Origin of the sequence: Enterobacter cloacae complex sp. 2022EL-00981 (assembly GCF_028737495.1) — a bacterium.
Taxonomy (GTDB): Bacteria; Pseudomonadota; Gammaproteobacteria; order Enterobacterales; family Enterobacteriaceae; genus Enterobacter; species Enterobacter cloacae.
In genome coordinates, this window is the sequence record NZ_JAQZRK010000015.1 from 24,961 (window position 1) to 46,009 (window position 21,049).

Here is a 21,049-nt window from a genome sequence, read left to right on the forward strand (position 1 = left end):
ACCACCACAGGAGCGTTGCTGATGACAACATTACTGCCGGGGGAAACCCTGGCAGCCTCTCTGGCCGAAAAAGTCAGTGATACATGGCAAAGAATTATTGCTCGCCGCACTGCTAAGGAGACGATAACGCCGGGCTGGATTTTGCAGTCGCTCGGGCTTCAGCCGGGCTCAACGGAACTGCGGAGAGCCATTTTTGAACTGGTCAGGCGCGTGCCCTATCAGCTTGGGTCATGGAATAACCAAAGCATGAGCCTGTTTGAGCAGGGTTTTGGCGACTGTCGTCATAAAGCCGCCGCGGCCGAACGATTGCTGGTTGCCGGTGGGATTACGGCGAAGAGAAAACTGGTGCAGTTTGACTGGGCTGATTTACCCGTTCCTCCGGAAATACTGGCTATTTTGCCGCAAACCCAGGGATTTCATGACACAGTAACTTTTGAGTTAAACGGGAAAACCTGCCTGTTTGATGCCACCTGGGATATCGCCCTGCGCGGCGCGGGCTTCCCGGTGATGCCTTCCTGGGATGGCAACTCTGATACCTGGTCGGTGACCTCCCGGATGTCGACGCAGCAAACCGTACAGATGCCACAGCCCGGTCAGGATATTTACAGCGCTAACCAGATGAGCTGGCCTCAGCGCGAGAAAACCATGGCCTTCAATCAGGCGCTGAATAGCTGGCTGGACGACGTTCGGGCTAACCGTGATGACTGGTGCACCATCGTCCATAGCGATGTTGAAGCCACGCGGCTGAGTCTGAAAACCTGCCTGGGACTTCTGAGTTAACACCTTTCTCGTCAGAAGGGGCTTCGCAAGGAAGCGGTGATAACACCTTCGACACTCTTTATGCTGCTTCAGGTATAACGCTGGGATACCTGAAGCTTTTTTTATTCTAAATATCAGATGATTGGTCAACTTCCTATCCTCCCCACCAGGATAATGCTTGTCATTTTTTTCAGGTCGCTCTATGCTTTCAATATCCCCCCCAGGGGGATATAAATTTAAGCCAAGAGAATTCCTGATGCTCAATATTCTATCTAATCGTACCTATCGCCACCTGTTTATGGCACAGGTTATCGCCCTTATCGGCACCGGTCTGGCGACCGTCGCGCTGGGTCTGTTAGCTTATGATCTCGCCGGAGACAGGGCCGGTGCTGTGCTGGGTACCGCGCTGGCGATCAAGATGAGCGCCTATATTCTGGTTGCGCCGGTGGCGGCAGCCTTTGCCGACAAATTCCCGCGTCGCACTATGCTGGTGACGTTGGATCTGGTTCGCGCTCTGGTGGCTATTGCGCTGCCGTTCGTCACCCAGATCTGGGAAATCTATATTCTGATCTTCGTACTTCAGTCTGCCTCGGCGGCGTTCACGCCAACCTTCCAGGCAACTATCCCGGATATTCTTCCTGACGAACGCGAATATACGCGGGCGCTGTCTTTGTCGCGTCTGGCCTACGATCTGGAAAGCGTTATCAGCCCAATGCTGGCGGCGGCGCTGCTGACGGTCATGAGCTTCCACAATCTGTTTGCCGGGACGGCGGTCGGGTTCCTCGCCTCTGCGGCTTTGGTTGTTTCCGTCACATTACCAAAGATGAAAGCGTTAACGGTTAAACGCAGCATCTATGACAAAACGACGCGAGGCATGCGTATCTTCCTGAAAACACCAAGACTGCGTGGCCTGCTGGCACTCAACATGGCCGTAGCAGCGGCGAGCGCGATGGTTATCGTCAACACCGTTGTTCTGGTTCAGGCTGATTTTGGTTTCTCACAGCGATCTACCGCCATTGCTCTGGCCTTCTTCGGTGTGGGTTCCATGGTGTCGGCGCTGGTTCTCCCAAAACTCCTCGACAAAATGAGCGACCGCATGCCGATGCTTGTGGGGACCGCGCTTTTAGTGATTGGACTTGGGCTGGGTATTTTCCTGAAGGATTACGTCACGCTGGTTGTGCTGTGGGCGCTGCTGGGTGTGGGCTATTCGCTTTCTCAGACGCCAAGTGGTCGCCTGCTGCGCCGCTCATCAACGGCTGAAGACAGACCTGCGCTGTTTGCTGCCCAGTTTGCACTGTCGCATTCCTGCTGGCTGGTCACTTATCCGCTGGCCGGGTGGGTAGGTGCCACATGGGGAACACAGGCTTCGTTTGTCGCCCTGACTATTGTGGCCGTGCTGTCGCTGCTTGCCGCCGTACTGATCTGGCGTCCTGAGCATGAAGCTTACGCTCAGATTCACCGTCATACCGATTCAGACACAACCCATGAGCATGATTTCGTCATCGACGATGAACATCCGTCATGGCCGAAGAAAGATAAGTAATTAACCCAAAAAGACAAAGAATCAGGAGAGGATAAGCCGATAAAAAGTGTGACCCTGGCGTTGATACACATTATCTTATCCCCTCCACCTGGAGAGGATAAATCATGACCGTTCACGCATCACACCCTGACATTATTAAAAGACTTAAACGTGCCGCAGGGCACCTGAAAAGTACCATCCAGATGCTCGAAGATGAAAGAGCCTGTCTGGATATCGCCCAGCAACTGCACGCAGTGGAAAAGGCGATAACGAATGCGAAGCGTACCTTAATTCATGACCATCTGGATCACTGCCTGGAGGACGCCCTTCATGCCGACCACAGTGAGTCTGATAACACGCTTAGCGAATTTAAAGAGATAACTAAATATCTTTAAGGCAAGCGAAACATGACTGATTTTTCTGCTCTTTTACAGCAAGGCGTGGCGAATGCCTGGCTGTTCATCCCCAGTGCGATCCTGCTGGGTGCGCTTCACGGACTGGAGCCGGGACACTCCAAAACGATGATGGCCGCGTTTATTGTGGCTATCAGGGGAACGGTGAAACAAGCCGTATTACTGGGGCTTGCCGCGACCATTTCTCATACGTCTGTGGTCTGGCTCATTGCTATGGGCGGGATGTACATCAGTCAGAAATTCACCGCCGAGTCCGCTGAACCCTGGTTCCAGCTGATTTCAGCCATCATCATTCTTGTCACGGCGGCATGGATGTTCTGGCGCACCTGGCGCGGTGAAAAACTGTGGAAAATGGAGCAGGAAGAGGAACATGGCCACGGCCATCACGAACATGACGAAACCCGCATAATCGATACCGGCCACGGCAGCGTTGAACTCTCTATTTTCGAGGAAGGGCAACCGCCTCACTGGCGTTTACGCACACTCAGCGGCAGGAAATGGGAAGCCAGCAATATCTCTGTGGCCACAAGGCGGGGGACTGGAACGTATTCTCAGGTTTTCGACTTCGTTGAAAAAGACGGGTTTATGGAATCAGTCCTGGCAATCCCTGAGCCACACAGTTTCGATGTGCGCCTGTCTTTAGGCCATCGTGGGCATGTACACGATTATGATGTGGAGTTTCGCGAGCATGAGCACGGTCACGACCATGACCACTCCGCGCTGGAGGGGCTGGATGTTAATTCCCGCGAATACCAGGACGCTCACGAAAAAGCCCATGCTAACGACATCAAAAAACGTTTTGCCAATCGCAGCGTAACCACAGGGCAGATTATCCTGTTTGGGCTAACCGGTGGACTCATTCCTTGCCCGGCGGCCATCACCGTTCTGCTGCTGTGCATCCAGGTGAAGGAATTTACGCTCGGCGCTGCACTGGTACTGTGTTTCAGTATCGGCCTGGCGATTACGCTGGTTTCTGTGGGTGCAGCGGCGGCGTTTAGCGTTCGCCAGGCAACCAAACGCTGGAGCGGTCTGGATACTCTGGCACGCCGAGCCCCATACTTCTCAAGCGTACTGATTGCCCTTGTCGGCATTTACATGGGCTACCATGGCTGGATCGGCGTTACCCGCTGATTTTCTCTTGTAAAAGCCACATGCCTGAACCCACCGACCGGTGGGTTTTTTTATCTCTGAAGCCTGTCACATTTTTATCCCCCCGCAGGGGATAGCAATTGAGCTTTTATAGACGCTCATTTATGATTAAGTTATCCCCCCTGGGAGGATGTGAAATCATAAATGGAACCTGCTATGCAAAAACAATACTTCAGTCATATTCGTCGCCAGTTCGTCAACGTCACCGGCGTATTGCTCGCTTCATCCATCGCCATTCCAGCCCTGGCAGCGCAAGGCGGTTTCTCCGCAGAGAAAGATCCAGTCGCCACTGAGCGCATGTATGCCGGTCATAAGGTTCAGCAGGAAAACAGTCAAAGCCGCATTCAGGCCGTGTCGTCAATGCACGAAGGGGCGTGGATCACGCTGGAAGGCAATGTCATCAGCCAGCAGCAGGAAGAGTGGTACACCTTCCGCGATCCAACCGGAACCATCAAAGTTCGTATTCCGCAGAAAGTCTGGAACGGGCAGCACTTCGATGCGCAGGATCTGGTGCGGGTGAGCGGGCAGATAAGCCGTGAGAATGGCACCACGAGCGTTAATGTTGAAGTGATTAAAAAGCCTTAATGTGAAGAGTCATTAGAACTGTGAGTTCAACGGGTCGATGGAACGCTATCTTTATAGCAGCATATGCCAGTTCAAATACCATTAACGCTTTCATTCTAATACCTCACATTTGAATAAACACATATGTACAGGCAAATTTTTTAAATACAAACAGCCTTACTGCTACCCGAGCAGTTTGCTGATGCCAGCTTACGGGCGATGGCCTGTACGTCGTCCTGTTGGCTTAACCAAGCCTGCTCAATTACCTGAGCAGCCCAAGAAGAAATATGCGGAGATAAGCGGTAGTGAACCCACTTGCCCTGCTTGCGATCCAGCAATAGGCCACTTTCCCGAAGCATCGCCAGATGACGAGAGATCTTAGGCTGCGACTGTTCCAGCGCCGTGCAAAGTGAAATCATCTCCAATTTTGCTAATCATAGGTTTACAACAATGAATGAGAGGATATTATCACTAAGAGTGTTCATCATGGATGAGAGGAAAATGAGTTCGACACAGCAAGATTACCTCTACAGACAGTTCTTTCGGTTAAAAGTACACGAATGTATGGGAGACAGTTTTCAGGCGCTCTTTTCGAAGGTTATGCAATACGCAACTCCTGGCTTTCAAGCTGTTTCCCCTTGGGGAAACTGGGGAGATGGCGGGAATGATGGGTGGATTGCTCATGAAGCTCATTACTTCCAAGTTTATGGGCCTAAACCTTCAAATCAAACCAAAGAGCTAGAAGCTGTTAATAAATCGATTGGCGACTTTGATAAATTAGTCGCCAAATGGGGGAAAGTATCAAAATATACTTTTGTAATGAATGATTATTTTAAGGGTATTCCAGCACCTGTTGGACTTTCATTAAATTCGCTTGCAATCAGTAAAAGTCTTAATCACGCAGGTGCAATGGGCGGGATGGAGCTCCTTCAAAAATTTATGTCATTATCTGAGGGTGAAAAGCAAGATATTGTAGGTTTCATTCCTGAGGTTGATTTGGATTTTACAGATAGTCGAGCTGTTGGCGAAGTGTTGACTTTTTTAGCACAAAAATCTTCTTCACCCATAAATTTTTTAAGTGAAACCGCCCCGGACTTCGAAGATAAAATAAAAATAAATGGTATTACAAAACCAATAAAGAGCAGGCTGGAATCTTTTAGTTATCAACTATATTTGATAAATGAATTTTTAGATTCTGTTGATAGCGGTCTTGAACAAACTATAGCTCAAGAAGTTAAAGAAACTTATGCAAAAAGCAAATTGGCGATAACTGAAGATAACCACAATTATGCAGATTTAAGATACACTTGGATGATAGATAAACTCCTTCCCCCTCAAGTTACCACAAGTGCGGTCGCGAGTTATCGATTTGCAGCAGAGTTAATTTTAGCTAAATATTTTGAGACATGTGATGCTTATGAACATCCAAGCAATGCTTCTGCCACATAAGCATGTTAGGTTTAGTAACTCCCTAATTGCGATTGCAGGATACACCCGTTCGTTAATTGATGGACCGGTATCCATAGAAGAACTATGGACAAAAGTAGAGCGAAAAAATAAATCAACGATAATCACGCCCTCTTTTACACAATTTATGCTTGCCGTAGACATTCTTTTTTGCATCAAACAAATAATGCTAGATAACGAAAACAGAATAATGCCAATATGCAGCATTGATGACAAATTACAAAATAAGGAAAGTTAAATGAAGTTAATTCGCTTAACTTGCGATCAGCCAACCTTTCATCCAGTGCATTTCAATGACACAGGGCTAACGTTGATTATTGGTGATAGCTCTAAAGAAAAAGAAGGCAGTAGTAACGGAGTCGGCAAGACACTTATTCTCGGCCTCGTTCAACATTGCTTAGGCGCTAATGCTGATAAAAAATTAACTTCAGCAGTTCCAGATTGGTGGTTCTCGTTACTTTTTTCTCATAATGGAGTTGAATACTTAATATCTAGAACGGGAAATGGGAAAAAATTATTATTAAATGACAAAACAATATCTCTAAAAGCATTTAAAGATCTATTAGACAAAATAGGGATATTTAATCTTGAGAATAACATTCCGTATTTATCATTTAGATCTTTATTTAAGCGTTTTTCGCGATATACCAGAGATGACTGCATCAGTCCAACTAGGACAAAAAAGGAGCAAGACTTTGAAGCATTGCTTCGCACCGCATTTCTTCTCGGCATAGATCATAATTTAATATTATCCAAAAGAAATAATAAGCAAGAACTGGATAAAGTAAGTCAATCCCTAAAAAATTGGCAAGACGATGATATTCTTAAAGACATGTTTAGAGCAGGCTCTCAACCTAAAGTACGCTATGAATGGCTAGAAAGAGAGATCCCAAGACTGCAAGATGAACTTAATACATTTCAAGTTCACGAGCAATACAGAGCTATTGAGAATGAAACAAACAGTTTAACTATAAAATTACGAGAAGTTGAAAAAAATAAAAATATAGCTGAATTTAAAGTTAGTAATATAGAAAAAACTTTATTATCACACCCTGATATTTCAAGAGAAGATCTTCTTGAACTGTACAATGGCTTACAAGAGATTTTCAAGCCAGAAACATTGGCCCATTTTGAGTCAGTTGAAAATTTTCACAAATCATTATCTTTTAACAGAAAGAAAAGACTTGAAAATGATAAAATAAAACTTTTGTTAGAAATTGAATCTCTTAAAATTGACATTAATGATATTTCGGCATTACGTGATTCATATTTGGAATCCCTGCAAGGCAAGAAAGCATTTGATGAATACGCAGTCATAGCGAGACAACTGGCTGAATTTAAAGAAGAAAAAGAAAGGCTGCATGATTATTTAAATTTCTCTATTAACCTTCAAAAGAAAGCTCAAAATCTAAGAGAAAGAAAAGTTGAACAAGACAGATTAGCGGTGAACTATGCTTCTACAAATCCTCTTTCAGAATATGATAAATTTTTTGCTGAACTCGCAGAAATAATGTACCCGAGGGTACCAGCAGGAATAGTTTTAGATGTTAATACTGGTGACAACAAAATCCGTTATGATCTAAGCATCCAAATCGAGGGTGATGATTCGGATGGGATCAATGATGCTAGGATATTATGCTTTGACTGGTTAGTATTTACATGTGGCGAAAACCATGCCATGGATATGCTATGGCATGATAATCGTCTTTTTGCCGATATAGATCCAGGTGTTCGCGCAAGATGGTTCTCTTTTGTCAATCAGTCATTAAAACGAAGCGGAAAGCAATATATAGCATCTTTAAATACTGAAAACTTTAATGCTATGGAAACAACTTTATCTGAAATCGAAATGTTAGAACTGAAATCAAAAATTGTCCTTACTCTTCGTGGTGATAAAGCAGAGAATAAACTTCTCGGCATTCAATTTGGAAGTAAAAAGTAATCCTCAGGCAGGCACTGCCTGCCGAGTATCAGTTGCTTGCTCGTTATCGGTAGCAGTATTAACCGACCTCGAGACTCAAAATTCACTCTCATCTTTTTTCTGTAATGCCACACCAAGGCTATCAAACAATTTTTCTCCAAGAGCTTGTGCGTGATCCAGCAACATTTCTAAATCTTGTTCGGTGATCACTACCGAATTACCTTCTTTATCTTTTCCGCCACGATGGACTAAATGATTACGCTTTTGTGTAGCTATTTCTATCGCATCTATTGGCCACTCTTTATGTACATTAATATCAAATGTAGCTTTATAACGACCTACAACTTTGTTTGTACTATGCCAACTTGCACTAATCAGATGTTCTTTGATTGCTTTAATCAATTCCGCCCTCATGTTTTCAATAGATTCTCCTTTGAATGGCAAAGCCAATATTTCTTTACTTACCTTAAATTCCGTCTTACCTTTTTCTATGAAATCTTTAAGGTATGAGTCATTTTTATCTATGGAGTTAATAAACAACTCAACATAAAGAGTTTCCAAAGCTGTAATGACGTTAATGTATAAGATGCTAAGCAGATGTTCTTTTTGCTTATCTTTAAATTCGCCTTTAGCCAGCATTTTTATTCCATCAATGCTTTCAACGAACTTAGAAAAGGGTTGTTCGGAAGATGTAACAGCATCGTACAAGTCTTCGTCGTACCAATCATTAATATTATTTGAATTACCTGACCACTCGTAGCACTGTTCTTGTAAATCATTAACTAGTTCTTGGATATAATCAAATTTCACGTACCCTTCAAACATCGCTTGCAACTCTTCACTTGCTTCGTATGGGCCACCATAAATGTAAGCATATCCGCCTTCACGGGATTCATACGGACAAGAGTTTGCGGGATCTTCGAAATTTTCAAAAAACCAATTCCGCATAACTTCAAGTTGATTTGCTTTACTTATATATTGCAGAGATTCGAGCGGGACTTTTTTACCATTAACATTAAAGACAACTTTCACGATACAACGCCTCTTTGAAAAAGTTATAACATTTTGACTCACTCCTCAGTGACTAACATAGCATGATTTTCATCTCTAACCTCCGCAGATCTTCACATCCTACGGTACAACAAAAAATTTGCGTAAAGCATTAACTTCGAAGGCAAAAAATAAACTCACGTTGGTTCAGCCTCTTCGATGAGAAGAGGCTCTACTTGCCCCTTACCACTCTATCAAGCAATCAAGCTAATAGCTGCATAAGCTAGGGGTTAGCTGGAATTTGCCTACTTGACCGATGAAATCTGCATACCACTGCATCATCTCCCTTCGCCCTTCTAGATACAACGCATGGTTATACGTCCCTCGAATCGCGTTCTTATCAACATGCGCAAGCTGGGTTTCGATCCATGCCGTATTGAACCCTTCCTCGTGCAAAATCGTACTCATCGTGTGACGGAAACCATGCCCCGTTACCTTCCCCGTATACCCAATCCGTTTGAATACCTGATTAATACTCGCTTCGCTCATCGACTTGCGGGGATCATTACGCCCTGGGAACACCAGCGGATATTGCCCTGACATAACTTTGAGTTGCTGTACGATTTCCAGCGCTTGGGTAGAGAGAGGCACAAGATGGGGCCGCTTCATTTTCATTCGTTCGGCAGGAATTTCCCACACCGCTTTTTCAAGATCAAACTCACTCCAGAAAGCACCTCGGAGCTCACCGGTGCGTACTCCCGTAAGAATCAGCAGACGTGCTGCAAGAACAACTAACGGGCTTCCTGTATAGCCTGCGAGAGCTTTAAAGAAGTCTGGTAACTCCTCAACAGTAAGGAAGGGATAATGCTTCGATTCATGCCCTGACATCGCGCTGGTTAGATCCGCTGCAGGATTGTATTCCGCACGACCGGTGACGATGGCGTAACGAAAAACTTCGCTGCAGCGCTGGCGAACCTTCTTGGCCTTCTCTGTCGCGCCACGGTTTTCCATTCGACGTAGCACATTCAGCAGAACCAAAGGTTTGATATCATTCACCGGCTGCTGGCCGATATAGGGGAAAATATCTTTATTGAAGGCTTCGATAATGTCAGAAGCATACCCTTCTGACCATCGGCTCACCTTCGTTCCGTGCCATTCAAGCGCCACTGCCTGAAACGTATTATTGAGCTGGACATCGCGAACCAACTTTTCTTCTTTCTTAGCAAACGATGGATCGATACCCTCGGCCAGTTTTTTCTTGGCTTCATCTCGTAGTGCCCTCGCTTGTGCAAGGGACACTGCTGGATAGACACCAAAAGCCATACGCTTCTCTTTTCCATTGAAGCGATACTTCATCCGCCAATATCTGGAACCAGAGGGAACAACCTCAAGATACAAGCCAGCACCATCTGCCAGCTTGTAGGCCTTCTCTCTGGGTTTAGCGGCGTCTACCTGCCGTGCATTTAGCTTCATTGGGGGCATCTCCCTGGACCGAACACAGAATGCCCCCACTTATGCCCCCAACTGTAACTTGATTCCGGTTGAGTCCAGTTGATAACAGGAGATAAGATACGGGCTAGAAACCGCATTATACGGGCTTTAAGTTGATTTCGGTAGACTTGAGAAGAGTTTGAAATGGTGCCGATAATAGGAGTCGAACCTACGACCTTCGCATTACGAATGCGCTGCTCTACCAACTGAGCTATATCGGCTTTCAGGATGCGTAACCATAAAGCATTAATCAATGATGAAATCGCATTGTAGGACAGTTTTGTAGGAGAGCCAATGTCCTCTACAGAGCACTAAAAAACACATGACGTAAAATAGCCTAAAATGGAAATCATTATAAAACAATATGTTATGTTACTGTTTAAAAATAGCCAACCAGAAGCATTGAAAAGCCTAAGTTCACAAAATAATGTCCCGCTTATTCAACTAAGGAGTGGGAATTATGTCATCAGAAACTAGTTTACGTAGCCAGCTTGAGCTTACAAATGATCAGCAAATTGATGTCCTTGCTGCGATTCTCGACAATGAGAACGAACAGGCGACATCAGCCCGTAGTATGTCTATCGAACCTCAAGAAGTTCTTGAGAAACACCCCGGTATTACTCCTTTTAAGGATCTCGTTTCAAAAGCATCAGAGATCGTTTTGGCAAGGAATGGTAATGAGATAGCGCAATATCTACGCTCTATCCTTGAAAACAAAAATGATTACCTAAACCATCGAGACGAAGCAGTGTCATTGTCAATTGCGCTGAATATTTCACAATACATAGCTCCGAGATTTCGTGCGCTTCCTCCATCACCTAAAAGAACGTCTGATGATGAACCAAACCAATTAAGCATTGACCGCCAAGTCATCGATATGCACTGGGCATGGATACAAGGACAGAAAAAAGCGGTAGGTGCAGAAGAGTTTGAGCACCTATTTCAGCGAGAAGAATTTGACTGGATCTTGGCAGAAAAATTTGCGCGTCTAAATTGGACAACTGACGTAAAAATCAGGGCATTACAGATCAATGCAAACCTTCAATGGGAGTTAGCACAGTATCAATCTAAAAAACACCGTGATTCATGGCGGAAACTTCAACAAGGAGATGTCCGAGGTGGCAAGTTGCATTCATTGGGGATTGCACAAGTTACTGAGAGACTTGAATGTTCAGTAACAAAACGGAAAAATCTTGCAAAACATATTCCTCATTGGGTTAATGTTTGGCTTGCTTCCCGCATATCCGATAAATCATATATGAGTTTAGCGCAGATAATGAGATTTATGACAGGGGAAAGCCACGATGAGAAGAGGCTTAAATCATCATTAAAAGCTGTTTTACAACGTTTATATTTATATGAGAAAAAGATGTGAACTCAAAATTTGAATGAAACGATAGCCTTGAAAAACAATTTACCGGGTTTATGCGCGATTAGTTTACCCAGTATGGGAGCTATCTCTTTTGCCATAAAACCCGCGTAGATCATAGTTCTTTGTATGACTAGGGTATTGCTTAGCTTTCTAACTTTTGTAACTGATTATCCAATAACAGGGTCGCGACTTTGTCGCGACGGGCTGCTTACGCAGCCTGAGTTATCATAGAAGAACAACTCTCGGGAAAGATGAAGATTCGGAGCAAAATAAAACTTACAAAAACTCACGGAGTGTGTTTATTTTTCGAATCCACCACCAAAATCATAACAACTTGAATTTAATAATAAAAATCATTAAAAGCGATACGTAACGCCTCTGTAACGCACCCGAGTTTCATGATTATCTATATACAGCCGAAAAGAATCAAAAGTCCTAGGGTGGACAGCATCCATTATGGGGATGCAATGTATAAATCCTGTTTGCCAAATTTATATCCTTATACTAGCACTACTTCCTAAGCTTATCCCATTTAACAGCAGACACAATTCCCCAATTGCCCGCAGAATTCGGCCTACGCCACTTTGCCGTCTCCATGCTACGGAGATACTCAAGGGCTTCGATAAACGAGCCAAAACGCTTCTGAGCGGCTTTATCTCCTACTGCAAATGAACCATCGCGACTACTCGCCAGTTCGGGATTAAAGCACGTCCCATCCGCCGCATAGGGAACCAGTAGTTCTGGGTCGTTTTCTTCGGATGAGTCAGACGCCAACAACTGCCACGGCTCAACGCTCAGAGCGTTAGCCAGAACCTCAATCGCATCCAGAGACGCATTAGACCCACCACGTTCAATGCGGCTCATATAGCTACGTGCGAACCCACACCGATCAGCAAACGCCTCTTGGCTCATTCCGGTGGCTATACGCAGTTCTTTTACCCGCTCGCCAAACTGTATTCTCAGGGATTTTTTCATGCACTGAATGTGCAATTTTGACCACTGTAAGGCCACGCTCCATATGAGACATTTCGAATCTAACGCCCCCTATTGTGAGCACAATCACCCTCACGAGAAGTCTGTATCGCTACAATCAAAAGATTCAAAATGATCACCAATAGTGACAAATTAAACCAAAGCCGTATTATGATCGTCATCGGTTGGTCGTTCCCAACATTCGCTATTAGGCGTGATGTGGTTTTGAAAATGAGGAAATCATGGCGGGATCAGATTTTATATTACCTATGGTAGCGGGAGCCGTGCTCAGCTGGGCCAGTTACAGCATGGTCGCGCACGTTACATCAAAACGGCAGATCAGCACTCTACGAGCAATCTCATGGGGTGTTCTGGGAACGCTTTCACTAGTGCTGGGAGTAAGTGCATTCGCAGCTGTTAGCACTCAACTCCCGGGAGAAAAACAAAATGCCTTGTGCTCGATTAACGAGCCAGAATGCTATGCAAAAGCACATCATAACCCCATCAAAAAGTGCAAACAGGTAATGGATGAAAAAGCGACGTTTCGCCATGTGTGGCTGGATCGCGAAGCACCGCAGGTTTTCAGCACCTACCTCTGGCACGACGAGCAAAAGAAAACGATTCAAGCATTTGGACAACAGGCTAAGGCCATTAACAGCATGAATATGCTGATACCACTGCAATATTTTTGTGTTTTTAACGCCAACACCGGGGAAGTCATCGCGGCTTCGTTTGAGTAACCACCATAAGCCCCCCGAATTTATAAGTGGGGGTATTCCACCTAGTAGATCTTCCCTGCTGATCTAACCGGAAACGGTGCCACAATCTTTTTCACGCTTTGAATCTCCCACGCTAACCAGCCCAAAACTCGGGGTTGCAATGAAAGTTTAGAAGCGTTTAAAGCAACGCGGATATAGTCGCTCTGGAAACACCATATTCACGCGCTAACGCACTGATACTGGTCCCGCTATTCTTTTTCTCTATAATCGCCCTACGGGCTTCTGGTGCGATTTTCGACGGTCTGCCCAGCTTCTTTCCTTCAGCTTTTGCTCGTGACAGCCCCGCCTGAGTGCGTTCAATAAGTAGGTCACGCTCCATTTCCGCAACGGCTGCCAGCATAGACAACAGAAGCTTACCGGCAGCAGAAGTGAGGTCAGTAGTTCCAAGCTGGTGGACGATCACTTTGATATTACGCTCTGCCAGTGCCCTGACCGTCTGGAGAACATCAATCGCATCGCGTCCCAGACGGTCTAGTTTTGCAACTACCAACGTTTCACCATCGCGAATTTTGCTAAGCATTTCAGAAAACGCTTTACGTTGCATAGCCGGAACCTTCCCACTGACAATATCGGCAAACCAATAGTCAATTTGCCACCCAGCTTGCTCAAGCTCCAGTCGCTGGTTCTCAGTATCCTGCTGCATTGTTGAAACACGCCCGTAGCCAAAAGTAGCCATTGTTATCTCCCCATCTGACCCCTGCCAGAAAACGAGGCCAACATTAGGATGGCCTGTTAGAAAAGCCAAGGCTATTTTTCCAACAGTGTGAAAGCGTGCGATTGGGAGGTGCCAGAAAACGGTCGATTTCTTACATCATGGTTTCTATTGACTACACAATCAAAGTGGTTATGTTCTAATCGAAACGTAAACATTTCTTTAGCACAGCAAAATAATTTCATAAGGATATTATTAATATGAAAATAAATTTCATTGAAATTAAGAATTTCAGAAAGTTGAAGTCTGTCCGCATAGATATTGCAGAAAAAACCACTCTCTTTGTTGGTGCTAACAATAGCGGTAAAACGGCTGCAATGGAGGCCTTAGGACATTTCCTCGTTGATGCCTCGCGGTTTAGCGTAAATGATTTGACACTTTGCAATTGGGCAAAAATAAAAGATATCACTGAACAATGGTTAACTGAGGAAAATATAGACCTTGCTAAATCACAGGAAGCTTTCTCAGATCTTTTTCCTTGCATGGATATTTGGATCGAAGCGAAAGAAAATGAGCTCCAATATGTCAATCATATACTACCAACGTTAGAGTGGAATGGAGGTTTAATTGGAGTAAGACTGAGATATGAACCCAAGAAATTTGATGTTTTCTTTGAGGACTTCATATCTTCCCGCCAAAATTCATTAGATATACACGACCGAATTTCTGAGCGGATTGATAAAGAAAATTACACAATAGCATTGTGGCCTAAAGATATTTATGAATATCTTTCAAGAAAGTTGAACTCAATGTTTACAATTAAGTGTTATAGCTTAGATCCTTCGAAATTAGAATCATCTGATAATGGAATAGCCAAACCCCAAAGAATAGACAGTCAGCAAACATTACTTGATGGCATACCTCTCAAAGATCTAATAAGAATTGATGAGATCAATGCACAACGTGGCTTTGGAAGCCCCTCTGCTGCCGACAAAGAGAATAGCAAATTAAACACACAGTTGAGAGATTATTATTCGAAACATCTTAACCCAATAGAAAGCCCTGAACTATCAGATATCGAAGCTCTACAAGCCATTCGTGATGCTCAGGATACATTTGATGAAAGATTAAAAAACTGTTTCTCCCAAGCCATAAAAGAAGTTGAAGGCCTCAACTATCCAGGAGTAACTGATCCTAAACTAAAAATCTCTACAAAAATAGAACCAATTGATGGCTTAAATCACGACTCAGCAGTTCAATATGAGTTAACTAATGCTTTAAGCAATGTATCTTTAGACTATTTAAGATTGCCAGAGAGTTATAATGGACTAGGTTATCAAAACTTAATCTCAATTGCATTTAGACTAATGGGGTTCAGAGATAGTTGGATGAAAGTTGGCAAAGCTACAAATAAAAAATTAGCAGACGACAATCAAGAGGATTTTCCAGCTCCCCTGCATTTGGTTTTGATTGAAGAACCTGAAGCTCACTTGCATGCACAAGTGCAACAAATCTTCATTAGGAAAGCATATGATATATTGAGGAATCATAATAATTTAGGCGATAAAGAAGAGCTTCATACACAACTCATTATAAGCACACATTCGAGCCATATTGCCCACGAGTGTAAATTTTCTTCTTTACGATACTTTAGAAGAATTCCTGCTTGTAAAGAACATGAGATCCCTGTATCAACAGTAATCAATCTTTCCAATGTTTTTGGTGTAAATGATGATACGGAAAAATTTGTAATAAGATACCTAAAGGCAACACATTGTGATTTATTCTTTGCAGATGCAGTAATTCTTGTTGAAGGCCCAGCCGAGAGGATTTTAGTTCCTCACTTAATTAGAAGACACTACCCTTTCTTAAATCAAAGCTACATTACCTTATTAGAGATTGGTGGTAGCCATGCCCATCGACTAAAGAATCTGATTGTTAGTTTGAATCTTTTAACTCTAATTATTACGGATTTAGACCCTAAGGATTCACAAGATGGCAAGGTTAAGCCCTCTAAGAAAGGCAGCGGTTTCGTTACAAGTAATACAACGCTTGCAAGTTGGGTTCCAGAAGTTACCGGTGTCGATGAATTGTATAAACTCACGGAAGATAAGAAAGAAAAGAAATATAATGATTTCTTTTATGTTTACTCAGCTTTTCAGATTCCTGTTTTGGCTGCATTCAAAGGTGTTAACCAAGAATTTTTACCAAACACGTTCGAAGACTCATTAGTCTACAATAATCTAGATTTTTTCAGTAATCTTACCGGTAATGGTTTAGTGAAGAAATTCAAAGCATCAATTACTAATTGCAAAAATGCAGAGGAATTTGGAGAGGAATCATTTTTACACTTATCTAAAGGTAATAAAGCTGAATTTGCATTAGATATACTTTACCATGACGAAAGCGATAAATTAAACACACCTAATTATATAAGTAATGGTCTAAAGTGGCTCGAAGAAAAGATAAAAATAAAACAATTAGAGCTTGTTTCTGATTTAGCCAGTGATGGAGAAAACAAATGACTATCAAACAAACTGAGGAAATATTAGATTCTAATATACATAATTACTTAACGGGCACTCAAAAGCATAGTTTCCTTCTTTATGCTGGAGCTGGCTCTGGTAAAACCAGGACTTTAGTTAATGTTCTGGAAATGATTTTGAAGAGTCACTCAGAAGAGTTCAGGCTAAGAGGAAAAAAAATAGCCGTGATAACATACACCAATGCGGCTTGTGATGAAATAAAAAGAAGAGTTAAATTCAACAAATTAATAGATGTGTCTACAATTCATAGTTTCCTATGGGAGCTAATTAGGCATCACTCCAGTGATATAAAATCTTGGTTAATGGAAAACATTGCTGCGGAGATAGCTGATTTAAGGGACAAACAAAGCAGAACAACTAGAGTTTCACAAGCTTCTTTAGAAAGAGAAAGAAAAATAGTTTCCAAAGAAAAACGTCTGCAAAACTTATCAGATGTATATAAATTCACATACAACCCTACCGGGGATAATAGAACTAAAGACTCTCTAAATCATTCAGAAGTCATTAAACTCGGTTCTTATTTTCTAGACAGAAAATATACAATGCAGAAAATATTGGTTAATCGCCATCCAATTCTTTTAATTGATGAAAGCCAAGATACTAACAAACTGCTAATGAATGCATTACTCGAAGTTGAGAAAAATAACAGAGATACATTCTCGGTGGGTCTGTTAGGGGACATGATGCAAAGGATATACTCTGATGGTAAAAGTGATTTAGAGGCATGCCTTGACGAACACTGGAAAAAACCTGAAAAAAGCATTAACTATCGTTCTCCAAAAAGAGTGGTTGCTTTAATTAATTTAATTAGAAGTCAAGTGGATAATCATAAGCAAAAGGCCAGAGAAGATGCCGAGGAAGGATATGTAAGAATTTTTATAAAAGAATGTCATTCTGATAATAAAGATAGAGATGAATCGTTTGTAAAAAAAAGAATGAGAGAAATTACTTTAGATGATGATTGGGAAAACCATGATTCATTAGTAAACACCCTAATATTAGAACATCATATGGCCGCAACACGTATGGGTTTTATAGACATGTTCACTCCTCTCTATCAAATTGAGCGATTAAAAACTGGGCTTTTAGAGGGCTCTCTGGGTAATATAAATTTCATTTGTGGAATTGTTTCACCATTAATATCCGCCTGTATTAAAAATGATACTTTTACTATCACTAACATTTTACGAACAAATGCACCCTTATTAAAAAGAGAACATCTTTTAAAAAATACAAATAATACCTCGCCACTTACACAGATCAGAAACTCTCTTGATATGTTAAAGAGTTTTATTTCTACAAACCCTGAACTTATCACAATTAATTTACTACATAAGATAAATGAAATAAAATTACTTGACGTCCCAGATTCTATACAAGAAATCCTAGAAAGTAACGATAACTCACAAGATGATATCATTGAAGCTTGGCAGAAAGCGTTTAGCTCTCCTTTATGTCAATTTGATAAATATTATAATTATGTCAAAGGGAAGACAAACATCGATACTCATCAGGGAGTTAAAGGTCTAGAATTTCCTCGTGTTCTAGTTTTAATTGATGATTCTGAGGCTAAAGGTTTTATGTTTAGTTATGACAAACTTTTCGGTGTTAAAGAAAAAACCAAAACTGATTTAGATAATGAGAAAGAAGGTAAAGATACTAGTGAAGACAGAACTAGAAGACTATTTTACGTCACATGTAGTCGAGCACAAAAAAGCCTCGCCATTCTTGCTTATACAGATAATACAGAAATGCTAAGAAAAAACCTACTACATAAAGGATGGTTTGATTCGAGTGAAATAGAAATAATTTAATTAAAAGCAGTAATAGGATATTTTAAAGTGAACTGACATCATAAAAATGTTGGTTCACTTAATACGAACCATCGGTAAGAAACAAAAGTTGGTGTTGAATAATATGTTCACTTATACATCTTGTTATTTTAAGCACACAGTCGACCATTAATGGAGAATAAAATTGAGAACCGTCGAAATACTGCAATACACCTTACGAAAAGGCAGCGGCGCCGCTTTTCACGCCATAATGCAGAAAATCAGTGTTCCCCTGCACCAACGCCACGGGATCGATGTTGTTTCGTTTGGTAACTCGTTACATGACCCGGATTGCTACTATCTGATTCGCGCCTTTGACAGTGCTGAAAGCATGGCTACGGTTCTTAATGCTTTTTACGCAAGCGATGACTGGCGCAGCGGCCCACGCGAAGACATCGTTGGCAGCATAGAGACCAGCATTAAAACAGTGATGAATCTACCATCAGAAAACGTGGAAGGGCTGCGGGTGCAATCGTAGGTCATCAAATTTCACCAAACGCGTTTTGAGCGTATCCAAATTCAGCACTATGAAAATCACCACCCTTAATAAAAAACGCGCCAGAATCGTTCTGAGCGCGTTAGAGCAAAAGAGAAATTCAGGCTATTGCGGTTCTTTTCGCGATTTGTTGCTCTGTTTAATCCGTAGCGCATCAGCTACAGCAACCACACCATCTTCGCAAACAAATGGAGCAACTTCCGGTAGCCCTAACGTAACGCTCTCAAGCACAGCATAGAGGGCTGCTGGTGGATGATCTTTGCTATACCGGTTCTCTGTCTCGCCAGAACCGCGGATATGCCCAACAAACTGCGCACGCGTCTCGCTGTCGATTCCAGCTTGTTTAAGTCTAGTAGAAAACGTGTGACGGAATGAATGGAAAGATTTTTTGCTCTCTTTTTCAAAGCCTAACCGTTCTTTGAGCAACGAGCGATTAAACCAGTCCGAAGCTTTATCGCCATATCCTTTTACAGGGTGGTAAGGAAGCTCGGGAAATAAACGTTCATGGCCTGCTTTCTTCAATGCTTCGCAATAGCGGACTAATCCAAGTTTGATCAATGTCGGATGCAACGGTATTTTCCGCCGCGAATGAATAGTTTTTAGCGACTGATCGGCACGCTCATTGCTGATTTCGAAGAAATAAAACCCGACCGCATCCTGCTTAATATCGTCAAGATAAAGCTGACATAATTCATTTATCCTCGCGCCGGTAAAAAAGCCAATTAGCGGTAGCCAGTAATGAAATGCACGATAATGATGGAATTGCCCCTGACTATTTTTATCGACAGTCCCACGTTTATACCAAGGCATACCAAAAATAGCTTTCAAATCCTCATCAGTGAAATTAGATTTGAAATCCTGATCCATCTTTTCATTTTCAATAGGTGCAAAGAATTTATTCGCAGGAGACTTAATAAAAATGCCTTCTCCATCAGCCCACTGGAAAGCCTCGAAGAGAATTCGCATATATTTACGAACGGCATTATCGCTCATTAGAGGATCACTATTCTCTTTTGCCTTGACAATCAATTCATGAACATCATTGATTTTATATCTTATTTTTGCCAGATCGCGCCTTGCAGGTATCGACCTTAGTAAGCTCTCATATTTACGAAGGAAGTCACGGTCAACTTTTTCAAGCGTTGAATCACCCATGACTTCAAGGAGTAAGCCAAAACCTTCCCGAACTCGATTTTCTGCCTTTTCCGTGAATTTCCCTCCACGCTTGTAGCGAATATATTTTTCACATAACTCGCTCATTTTCACTGAGTAGTATTTACGATTTACATATTCATTATCCGGTATTGATGAGGGCAATAATACAGGGGGAATTGCTTTTGGTTTTTCAGGCATGATTGGAGAAACCGCTGCGCTATGTGACAGCCAAAATAATCGTAAGCGCTCAGCTTGCACACGATGAATCATTAATGAACTAGGCGAGATTTCGACACCGGGAAAGTCAACAAACCAAGCGGCTTTGGATGAAGCCTCTGAGGATTTAAATGCGGTTTCTGCATCCAGCAGCTCGCCAGCGATCATCTGACGTAATATACGTGATAAAACCAGGGGCTGAACATAACCTGCCAGAGAACCTCTGATCCCGATGTTAATGGCACTATCGATGATAAATCCAGAAGCCTCAGGATCATCCTTATCAACGAGTGAAAGATCTTCTACATAGTAGGCAGGACGCCCATCAGCAAGCCAAAAAAGCGGGATATTTGTATCAAGTAGTCGCTGCGCCACTTGTTGCAGGGAAGCGCTCGTTAAACCGCAAAATTCAGCGAGGCTGATCATTCCTTCGCCAGCCAAAGCAGGCGCACTGCTTACCAACTTTTCTCTATCCAATTCTTGATACTCACCCAGACATCGCTGCCAAACAACCAATAGACCTGCGGCAATCGCTCGCGCTTTTCTGATGTCGTTTGTTTCTGTTGAAGCGTGAATCTCACGCTGTCCCGTGTAGAGACGGTATCGGGCGGGAACTGCAATACGGACAACATAAATACCGCTGCTACGGCGATACAGATTATCACGTTGAGCCATCGGCTGTATGACCTCTATGTAGGAGAGGCTACGCGATTTCACTCTGAATGAATTTAAAGTTAATTAAATCAATGAAAT

Annotated in this window: 18 protein-coding genes, 1 tRNA gene and 1 pseudogene; 13 read left to right on the top strand and 7 right to left on the bottom strand. The window is 42.8% G+C overall.

The features are described from left to right. Positions 1–21 precede the first annotated feature (21 nt). From PUZ33_RS14200 to PUZ33_RS14220, 5 genes are all read left to right on the top strand, one after another. Complete coding sequence (locus PUZ33_RS14200; protein WP_023303135.1) at positions 22–780, top strand: hypothetical protein; 759 nt, start codon at positions 22–24, stop codon at positions 778–780. A gap of 235 nt (positions 781–1,015) precedes the next feature. After that, a complete protein-coding gene (nirA, locus tag PUZ33_RS14205; RefSeq protein WP_023303134.1) occupies positions 1,016–2,302 on the top strand; it encodes an MFS transporter in 1,287 nt (428 codons plus the stop codon). A 104-nt stretch (positions 2,303–2,406) separates the two neighbouring features. Next, complete coding sequence (locus PUZ33_RS14210) at positions 2,407–2,676, top strand: metal-sensing transcriptional repressor (RefSeq protein ID WP_023303133.1); 270 nt, start codon at positions 2,407–2,409, stop codon at positions 2,674–2,676. A gap of 12 nt (positions 2,677–2,688) precedes the next feature. Beyond that, positions 2,689–3,825, top strand: coding sequence for a nickel/cobalt efflux protein RcnA (locus PUZ33_RS14215; RefSeq protein ID WP_023303132.1), 1,137 nt, complete (start codon positions 2,689–2,691; stop codon positions 3,823–3,825). A gap of 162 nt (positions 3,826–3,987) precedes the next feature. After that, positions 3,988–4,428: a YgiW/YdeI family stress tolerance OB fold protein gene (locus PUZ33_RS14220; RefSeq protein ID WP_135702047.1), complete on the top strand. Its 441-nt coding sequence runs from the start codon at positions 3,988–3,990 to the stop codon at positions 4,426–4,428. 140 nt (positions 4,429–4,568) lie between these two features. On the opposite strand, the pseudogene arsR reads toward PUZ33_RS14220, so the two are convergent. Next, positions 4,569–4,823 (bottom strand): annotated as a pseudogene (arsR, locus tag PUZ33_RS14225) (As(III)-sensing metalloregulatory transcriptional repressor ArsR); the annotation flags it as partial. Positions 4,824–4,908: 85 nt separating this feature from the next. Here arsR and PUZ33_RS14230 point away from each other — a divergent pair. Genes PUZ33_RS14230 through PUZ33_RS14235 form a run of 3 tightly spaced genes read left to right on the top strand, consistent with a single transcriptional unit; the run spans position 4,909 to position 7,816 of the window. Further along, positions 4,909–5,856, top strand: coding sequence for an ABC-three component system protein (locus PUZ33_RS14230; RefSeq protein ID WP_032649950.1), 948 nt, complete (start codon positions 4,909–4,911; stop codon positions 5,854–5,856). After that, entirely contained in the window at positions 5,840–6,112 is a 273-nt protein-coding gene (locus PUZ33_RS25250; RefSeq protein WP_350029641.1) for an ABC-three component system middle component 6, read from the top strand. The genes PUZ33_RS14230 and PUZ33_RS25250 overlap by 17 nt, the downstream gene beginning before the upstream one ends. Further along, positions 6,113–7,816, top strand: coding sequence for a DUF2326 domain-containing protein (locus tag PUZ33_RS14235; RefSeq protein ID WP_023303128.1), 1,704 nt, complete (start codon positions 6,113–6,115; stop codon positions 7,814–7,816). It abuts the gene before it with no gap. A gap of 75 nt (positions 7,817–7,891) precedes the next feature. On the opposite strand, the gene PUZ33_RS14240 is transcribed toward PUZ33_RS14235, so the two are convergent. The 3 genes from PUZ33_RS14240 to PUZ33_RS14250 form a co-directional block, all read right to left on the bottom strand. Further along, positions 7,892–8,827 carry a hypothetical protein gene (locus PUZ33_RS14240; protein ID WP_023303127.1) on the bottom strand — a complete coding sequence of 312 codons (936 nt, stop codon included), beginning with the start codon at positions 8,825–8,827 and terminating at the stop codon, positions 7,892–7,894. Between the two features lie 225 nt (positions 8,828–9,052). After that, positions 9,053–10,258 carry a tyrosine-type recombinase/integrase gene (locus PUZ33_RS14245; RefSeq protein ID WP_023303126.1) on the bottom strand — a complete coding sequence of 402 codons (1,206 nt, stop codon included), beginning with the start codon at positions 10,256–10,258 and terminating at the stop codon, positions 9,053–9,055. Between the two features lie 163 nt (positions 10,259–10,421). After that, a tRNA-Thr gene (locus tag PUZ33_RS14250) sits at positions 10,422–10,497 on the bottom strand. Positions 10,498–10,736: 239 nt separating this feature from the next. Here PUZ33_RS14250 and PUZ33_RS14255 point away from each other — a divergent pair. Then, on the top strand, positions 10,737–11,651 hold the full coding sequence (locus PUZ33_RS14255; RefSeq protein ID WP_047718025.1) for a hypothetical protein: 915 nt from the start codon (positions 10,737–10,739) through the stop codon (positions 11,649–11,651). A 507-nt stretch (positions 11,652–12,158) separates the two neighbouring features. On the opposite strand, the gene PUZ33_RS14260 is transcribed toward PUZ33_RS14255, so the two are convergent. Continuing rightward, the gene (locus PUZ33_RS14260; RefSeq protein ID WP_047718045.1) at positions 12,159–12,623 is read right to left on the bottom strand and encodes a helix-turn-helix domain-containing protein; all 465 of its coding nucleotides are present in this window, start codon (positions 12,621–12,623) and stop codon (positions 12,159–12,161) included. 239 nt (positions 12,624–12,862) lie between these two features. Between PUZ33_RS14260 and PUZ33_RS14265 the strand changes: the two genes are divergently transcribed. Beyond that, positions 12,863–13,360 (top strand): hypothetical protein, encoded by a 498-nt coding sequence (locus PUZ33_RS14265; protein ID WP_227443239.1) that lies wholly within the window; start codon positions 12,863–12,865, stop codon positions 13,358–13,360. A gap of 157 nt (positions 13,361–13,517) precedes the next feature. On the opposite strand, the gene PUZ33_RS14270 is transcribed toward PUZ33_RS14265, so the two are convergent. Further along, a complete protein-coding gene (locus PUZ33_RS14270) occupies positions 13,518–14,075 on the bottom strand; it encodes a recombinase family protein (protein WP_047718027.1) in 558 nt (185 codons plus the stop codon). 236 nt (positions 14,076–14,311) lie between these two features. On the opposite strand from PUZ33_RS14270, the gene PUZ33_RS14275 reads away from it, so the two are divergent. From PUZ33_RS14275 to PUZ33_RS14285, 3 genes are all read left to right on the top strand, one after another. Beyond that, positions 14,312–16,576 carry an AAA family ATPase gene (locus PUZ33_RS14275; RefSeq protein WP_072657363.1) on the top strand — a complete coding sequence of 755 codons (2,265 nt, stop codon included), beginning with the start codon at positions 14,312–14,314 and terminating at the stop codon, positions 16,574–16,576. After that, the gene (locus tag PUZ33_RS14280) at positions 16,573–18,411 is read left to right on the top strand and encodes a UvrD-helicase domain-containing protein (protein ID WP_072657364.1); all 1,839 of its coding nucleotides are present in this window, start codon (positions 16,573–16,575) and stop codon (positions 18,409–18,411) included. Before PUZ33_RS14275 ends, PUZ33_RS14280 begins: the two co-directional genes overlap by 4 nt. Positions 18,412–18,574: 163 nt before the next feature. After that, positions 18,575–18,907, top strand: coding sequence for an NIPSNAP family protein (locus PUZ33_RS14285; protein WP_127729694.1), 333 nt, complete (start codon positions 18,575–18,577; stop codon positions 18,905–18,907). 123 nt (positions 18,908–19,030) lie between these two features. On the opposite strand, the gene PUZ33_RS14290 is transcribed toward PUZ33_RS14285, so the two are convergent. Continuing rightward, entirely contained in the window at positions 19,031–20,971 is a 1,941-nt protein-coding gene (locus tag PUZ33_RS14290; protein ID WP_274205339.1) for a site-specific integrase, read from the bottom strand. Between the last annotated feature and the right edge of the window lie 78 nt (positions 20,972–21,049).

What these genes read in the sequence shown, in the direction of transcription:
- PUZ33_RS14200 (WP_023303135.1), top strand. Translation starts at nt 22, where the DNA reads ATGACAACATTACTGCCGGGGGAAACCCTGGCAGCCTCTCTGGCCGAA.
- nirA (WP_023303134.1), top strand. Translation starts at nt 1,016, where the DNA reads ATGCTCAATATTCTATCTAATCGTACCTATCGCCACCTGTTTATGGCA.
- PUZ33_RS14210 (WP_023303133.1), top strand. Translation starts at nt 2,407, where the DNA reads ATGACCGTTCACGCATCACACCCTGACATTATTAAAAGACTTAAACGT.
- PUZ33_RS14215 (WP_023303132.1), top strand. Translation starts at nt 2,689, where the DNA reads ATGACTGATTTTTCTGCTCTTTTACAGCAAGGCGTGGCGAATGCCTGG.
- PUZ33_RS14220 (WP_135702047.1), top strand. Translation starts at nt 3,988, where the DNA reads ATGGAACCTGCTATGCAAAAACAATACTTCAGTCATATTCGTCGCCAG.
- PUZ33_RS14230 (WP_032649950.1), top strand. Translation starts at nt 4,909, where the DNA reads ATGAGTTCGACACAGCAAGATTACCTCTACAGACAGTTCTTTCGGTTA.
- PUZ33_RS25250 (WP_350029641.1), top strand. Translation starts at nt 5,840, where the DNA reads ATGCTTCTGCCACATAAGCATGTTAGGTTTAGTAACTCCCTAATTGCG.
- PUZ33_RS14235 (WP_023303128.1), top strand. Translation starts at nt 6,113, where the DNA reads ATGAAGTTAATTCGCTTAACTTGCGATCAGCCAACCTTTCATCCAGTG.
- PUZ33_RS14245 (WP_023303126.1), bottom strand. Translation starts at nt 10,258, where the DNA reads ATGAAGCTAAATGCACGGCAGGTAGACGCCGCTAAACCCAGAGAGAAG.
- PUZ33_RS14255 (WP_047718025.1), top strand. Translation starts at nt 10,737, where the DNA reads ATGTCATCAGAAACTAGTTTACGTAGCCAGCTTGAGCTTACAAATGAT.
- PUZ33_RS14260 (WP_047718045.1), bottom strand. Translation starts at nt 12,623, where the DNA reads ATGAAAAAATCCCTGAGAATACAGTTTGGCGAGCGGGTAAAAGAACTG.
- PUZ33_RS14265 (WP_227443239.1), top strand. Translation starts at nt 12,863, where the DNA reads ATGGCGGGATCAGATTTTATATTACCTATGGTAGCGGGAGCCGTGCTC.
- PUZ33_RS14270 (WP_047718027.1), bottom strand. Translation starts at nt 14,075, where the DNA reads ATGGCTACTTTTGGCTACGGGCGTGTTTCAACAATGCAGCAGGATACT.
- PUZ33_RS14275 (WP_072657363.1), top strand. Translation starts at nt 14,312, where the DNA reads ATGAAAATAAATTTCATTGAAATTAAGAATTTCAGAAAGTTGAAGTCT.
- PUZ33_RS14280 (WP_072657364.1), top strand. Translation starts at nt 16,573, where the DNA reads ATGACTATCAAACAAACTGAGGAAATATTAGATTCTAATATACATAAT.
- PUZ33_RS14290 (WP_274205339.1), bottom strand. Translation starts at nt 20,971, where the DNA reads ATGGCTCAACGTGATAATCTGTATCGCCGTAGCAGCGGTATTTATGTT.